Origin of the sequence: Mesorhizobium sp. M7A.F.Ca.US.005.03.2.1, assembly GCF_003997795.1 — a bacterium.
Lineage (GTDB): Bacteria > Pseudomonadota > Alphaproteobacteria > Rhizobiales > Rhizobiaceae > Mesorhizobium > Mesorhizobium ciceri.
This window is the reverse complement of record NZ_RZRP01000820.1, coordinates 1-2,790: the sequence shown is the minus strand read 5'-3', so window position 1 is coordinate 2,790 and position 2,790 is coordinate 1. Positions and strand designations below refer to the sequence as shown.

Genomic DNA, 2,790 nt, shown 5'->3' with positions numbered 1-2,790 from the left:
GGCCGAAGCGCTCGAGGAACTCGACGGCCCGGTCTTCGCCTATTGCCGTTCCGGCGCCCGCTGCACCAATCTCTATGGACTGATCCAGCAGTCGAAGGGTTGAACGGCCCTTCCGTCATTAGGCTGGCGATCCTTCACACCCCCTCTGGCCTGCCGACGTATCAATGATATCCGCTCAGATTAAATCGGCAGCGCGCCGGTTTCCTTCAGCGTCTCCAGCACGATCGCCGTCTTCACGTGCTGCACGGATTCGTGCGGCAGTAGCACGCCGTTGACGAATTCCGACAATGATTTGAGATCCGGCGTCACCACTTTCAGGATGTAGTCCATCTCGCCGGTCAGCGCGTGCGCTTCCTGCACTTCGGGCAGCCGCGCCACCAGTTCGCTGAAGCGCCTTGCATTGTCGCGATTGTGGGTGGCGAGCGTGACCGAAATGACGCTGACCAGGGAAAAACCGAGCTTGTCGCGGTCGAGAACGGCGCGATAGCCCCTGATGAAGCCGTCCTCCTCCAGCCGCTGACGGCGGCGCGAGCATTGCGACGCCGACAGGTTCACCCGCTCCGAAAGATCGTTGTTGGTCAGCCGCGCATCACCCTGCAACAGTGCCATTATCTTGCGGTCGAACTGGTCAATGCGCGCCTCATCCATGGCTTTCCCCCACATCATGCACGCTTCACGCATGACATCATCATTTCAAGCGTTTGAATGCAAGCACCGTGCGCCTCCTCCGCGTTATCATCGTGTCAAATCGCCTTTTCAGGCCAGGCCAGCTTTCGGAGGAATATTATGGGTCCCTTCCCGCACGACGCCCCGCCCGCCAGGATCAGCAAGGACAACCCGGCCGGCACCGATGGGTTCGAGTTCGTCGAATTCGCGCATCCGGAGCCGCAAAAGCTGGCTGAGCTGTTCACCCGCATGGGCTATGTCGCGGTGGCCAAGCACCGCACGAAGGACATCACCGTCTGGCGCCAGGGCGACATCAACTATGTCGTCAATGCCGAACCCGGCTCGCATGCGATGAAGTTCGTCGACAAGCACGGCCCTTGCGCCGCCTCGATGGCCTGGCGGGTGGTCGACGCCAAACACGCCTTCGATCATGCCGTTGCCAAGGGTGCCACACCTTACGAAGGTGCCGACAAGGCGCTGGACGTGCCGGCGATCGTGGGCATTGGCGGCTCGCTGCTCTATTTCATCGAGACCTACGGCAAGAAGGGCTCGGCCTATGACGCCGAGTTCGAGTGGCTGGGTGCGCGCGACCCGCGGCCGGAAGGCGTCGGCTTCTACTATCTCGATCACCTGACCCACAATGTCTATCGCGGCCAGATGGACAAATGGTGGGATTTCTACCGCAACCTGTTCGGCTTCAAGCAGATCCATTTCTTCGACATCGATGGCAAGATCACCGGCCTGGTCAGCCGCGCCATCACCTCGCCCTGCGGCAAGATCCGCATTCCGCTCAACGAGTCCAAGGACGAGACCAGCCAGATCGCCGAGTACCTGAAGAAGTACAATGGCGAAGGCATCCAGCACATCGCCGTCGGCACCGACGAAATCTACGAGGCCACCGACAAGCTCGCCGCCAACGGGCTGAAGTTCATGCCCGGCCCGCCTGAAACCTACTACGATATGTCGTATGACCGCGTGAATGGCCATGACGAACCGATCGAGCGGATGAAGAAGCACGGCATCCTGATCGACGGCGAAGGCGTAGTCGACGGCGGCATGACCAAGATCCTGCTGCAGATTTTTTCGAAAACCGTGATCGGCCCAATCTTCTTCGAGTTCATCCAGCGCAAGGGCGACGAAGGTTTTGGCGAAGGCAATTTCCGCGCGCTGTTCGAATCGATCGAGCAGGATCAGATCAAGCGTGGCGTGATCAAGGTTCAGGCGGCGGAATAGCCATCGAACTCACTTGCGGCCCGGCCAATTATGACCTAAATTCTGGTCATAAGAGGTCATCTATGAATATCCCCATGGCAAAAGCGAAGGCTCAGCTTTCCGAATTGGTGAAACGTGCCCAGGCTGGCGAAGAGATCCATCTGACCCGACATGGAGAGGTTGTCGCAACCTTGAGCGCTCCCGTTCGGGCTGGTGGGAGCAAAGGCTTGCTTGGCGCCCTGAAAGGCCAGATTTGGATATCGGATGATTTTGATGAACTCGGTCCCGAATGGGACGAGTATATTAAATGAGCCGCAGATATCTGGTCGATACCCATATTCTGCTTTGGGTACTCAACGCCGATTCACGTCTTTCGGATCATCATCGCGATATCTTTCTCACAGGCAAGGATGTGATCGTCAGCGCCGTCTCGGTGGCCGAGATCGCCATCAAGAAATCGCTCGGCAAAGTGACGCTCACAGGCGACATCGTGGACATCCTGCGATCGAACGGGATTCCGATTCTCGGCGTAAACGAACTACACGCGGCGAGACTTGAACATCTGCCGCTTCACCACCGCGATCCCTTCGACCGCCTGCTTATTGCGCAGACCCAAATTGAAGGCCTGACGTTGGTCTCCGCGGATCGGCAATTTTCAGCCTATGACGTCGTATTGGCCTGATCGCCCAAGCCCAGCCGCTTGACCTCTTTCGCCGGGCTGAAGGGACAATACCGCGCGGTAGAGTCGGTCGTTCGACCAGAGATTGTTGCCGGCCATGCTGCGCGGGTAGTCGGGCAGGCTCATCACGTCATCCGGTTGACCGCGACAGATACAAGCCCGCCCACATAACGACAAATCCAGCAAGAACGATCAGCAGCAACCAGTTCATACGCCGACGCATGCTCTGCGTT

4 protein-coding genes and 2 pseudogenes are annotated in these 2,790 nt (G+C 58.5%); 4 read left to right on the top strand and 2 right to left on the bottom strand.

The window, feature by feature from the left end:
• Window positions 1–103 (top strand): annotated as a pseudogene (locus tag EN991_RS30885) (TIGR01244 family phosphatase); the annotation flags it as partial.
• A 77-nt stretch (window positions 104–180) separates the two neighbouring features.
• Here EN991_RS30885 and EN991_RS30880 read toward each other — a convergent pair.
• Complete coding sequence (locus EN991_RS30880) at window positions 181–648, bottom strand: Lrp/AsnC family transcriptional regulator (RefSeq protein WP_127370171.1); 468 nt, start codon at window positions 646–648, stop codon at window positions 181–183.
• A gap of 138 nt (window positions 649–786) precedes the next feature.
• On the opposite strand from EN991_RS30880, the gene hppD reads away from it, so the two are divergent.
• The 3 genes from hppD to EN991_RS30865 all read left to right on the top strand — a co-directional run bounded on the left by hppD (window position 787) and on the right by EN991_RS30865 (window position 2,560).
• Window positions 787–1,899: a 4-hydroxyphenylpyruvate dioxygenase gene (gene hppD / locus EN991_RS30875; protein ID WP_127370170.1), complete on the top strand. Its 1,113-nt coding sequence runs from the start codon at window positions 787–789 to the stop codon at window positions 1,897–1,899.
• Window positions 1,900–1,961: 62 nt separating this feature from the next.
• Window positions 1,962–2,189 carry a type II toxin-antitoxin system prevent-host-death family antitoxin gene (locus EN991_RS30870; protein ID WP_013532313.1) on the top strand — a complete coding sequence of 76 codons (228 nt, stop codon included), beginning with the start codon at window positions 1,962–1,964 and terminating at the stop codon, window positions 2,187–2,189.
• Window positions 2,186–2,560 carry a type II toxin-antitoxin system VapC family toxin gene (locus EN991_RS30865; RefSeq protein ID WP_013532314.1) on the top strand — a complete coding sequence of 125 codons (375 nt, stop codon included), beginning with the start codon at window positions 2,186–2,188 and terminating at the stop codon, window positions 2,558–2,560. The genes EN991_RS30870 and EN991_RS30865 overlap by 4 nt, the downstream gene beginning before the upstream one ends.
• Window positions 2,561–2,587: 27 nt before the next feature.
• Here the strand turns inward: EN991_RS30865 and EN991_RS41235 are convergent.
• Window positions 2,588–2,683: pseudogene (locus EN991_RS41235) on the bottom strand (damage-inducible protein DinB); the annotation flags it as partial.
• Between the last annotated feature and the right edge of the window lie 107 nt (window positions 2,684–2,790).